This window comes from Rhizorhapis sp. SPR117, from assembly GCF_021742065.1.
This window is the reverse complement of sequence record NZ_JAKKIE010000171.1, coordinates 1-1646: the sequence shown is the minus strand read 5'-3', so window position 1 is coordinate 1646 and position 1646 is coordinate 1. Positions and strand designations below refer to the sequence as shown.

The window sequence follows — 1646 nt, the reverse complement described above, 5'->3', positions numbered from 1 at the left end:
AACCCGGCCCCGCCCACCGCAGGGCGCGTCTGCACTGTCTGCAAGTCATCATAATTGGTATAAAAACCAGCGAGGTTCAATCTCACGCGGCGATCCAGAAATTCGCTCTTGAGCCCGATCTCGTATGAGTCAGCCACCTCCTCATTATAAGGGCCGATAGTGGTCTGATTGTTGGCGCGACCATTAAAGCCGCCACTGCGGAAACCGCGCGCCCATTTGGCATAGACCATGCTCTCATCTGCAAACTTGTAGTCGAAACTGACCTCTGGGCTGAATGATGACCATTTCTCGCTGTCGCCGACCCGAATCGTGCTGCCTGTCGGCAAGCGGTTGAAGGTCTTGCTTGTCCATGTATAGCGTCCCCCCGCAGTCATACGCAGACGTTCCGTCAGTGTATAATTGACCTGGCCAAAGGCAGCCTTGGTAGTTGAGCGCTGCGCTGAATCACCGATGAGAAAGACGTCCGGGCCGAACTGCCAAGGATCAAACCCGTCGAACTTCCACCAATTGTAATAGCCACCGACCAGTACATCCAGATTATCTGTGACGGATGACAGTAGCCGTAATTCCTGGCTGAACTGCTCTGTATCCGTCGCACGCGGAGTGTGTACCAAGATAAGAGGGCTCGCGTCGGAGTCGCCATTGAATTGCTCCTCAGTTTTGCGATATCCCGTTATCGACGAGAAATCAGCCCAGCCTGCATCATAATTCGCGTTTAGAATAAGTAGCTTAGCGTCAAACTTGTCTTTAAATCTAAAGTTGTCGGACCAGACATCATATGGGCGATCCTCAAACGGCCGCCCGTCTGAATCGGTGCCCGGAAAACCTAAATCATACAGCGCATTGCCAGGCATGGAAAAGTTGCTGATTGGAATTTGGTCAGGCCGATCTCGAATGATCTCCCCTGTTAGGACAAATTCTAGTGAGTCGGTCGGCGTGAACATGAGTTTCGGACGGATTGCAAAGACATTGTCTCCACCAATTTGCTCATTGGTCGCGAGGTTGAGCCAGTGCCCGTTGGACTTGGAGCTCAGAACGGAGACCTTGGCGGCAAGCAAGTCCGGAGCGATCGGGAAATCAAGGCTGGCGCGCACATCCAGCCTCCCATTATTTCCGATCCTCACCTGGGCTTTGCCGCCGAACTCACCAGTCGGCTTTTGCGAGACGATGTTGATCGCGCCTGCGATCGTGTTCATGCCGAACAGAGTCCCTTGCGGACCGCGCAAAACCTCGATCCGCTCCACGTCGAAAAGATCGAGCATTGAACCCGCCACACGCGCATAAGCGAAACCGTCCGAAACCACAAGAATTGCTGGATCGAAGGTCGACTCCACTTCGATCTGGCTGATACCGCGTATGGATCCAATTGGCGTGTTGTTGGACGTAGCCAGCATAATATCAATGTCGACATTCGGCACCACCGCGCTCAGGCTTCGGATGTCTTTGGCGAACAGCTGCTGGAATTTTTCTGTGCCAATGGCAGTGACAGCGACAGGCACATCCTGCATTCGCTCCTCGCGTCGACGTGCGGTCACGATGATGTCGGTCAAGCCGTTATTCCGCTCAGCCGCCGGTTCCGCATTGCCGGACTCAGAAGGCGGAGGCGCGGTCGTGTCCGGCGCCTGCGTGGGCTCTGGGGCGTTTTG

1 protein-coding gene is annotated in these 1646 nt (G+C 54.7%); it reads right to left on the bottom strand.

The features are described from left to right. A partial coding sequence (locus L3X40_RS21750; protein WP_237367415.1) for a TonB-dependent receptor occupies window positions 1-1550 on the bottom strand: 1550 nt, incomplete at its 3' end. Window positions 1551-1646: the final 96 nt, after the last annotated feature.